This window comes from Bacillus cereus group sp. N6, from assembly GCF_016483705.1.
Classification (GTDB): Bacteria; Bacillota; Bacilli; order Bacillales; family Bacillaceae_G; genus Bacillus_A; species Bacillus_A wiedmannii.
Window position 1 is genome coordinate 1 of record NZ_JAEHBI010000375.1, and the last position, 220, is coordinate 220.

The following is a 220-nucleotide window of genomic DNA, read 5'->3' on the forward strand; positions in this document are numbered from 1 at the left end:
GGGCAATGATAAAAACGGTAAAAGGTTCGGAGTATATGGAAGCTTCAGCTTCACAGTCTACACGAATGTATCGGTTTGTAATTCCTTATACAACAGGTATTACAGAATTAATGCGAATTACTATGAAGGGTCGTATCTTTGACATTATCGAACCGCCAATGAATGATGATGAAATGTATCAAACATTGACTATTATCGCAAAGGAGCACGTTTAATATGA

1 protein-coding gene is annotated in these 220 nt (G+C 36.4%); it reads left to right on the forward strand.

Annotation, left to right across the window (positions count from 1 at the left end; translation table 11 throughout):
* On the forward strand, positions 1-215 hold a 215-nt coding region (locus JDS99_RS31635), incomplete at its 5' end, for a phage head closure protein (protein WP_199696557.1).
* Positions 216-220 lie beyond the last annotated feature (5 nt).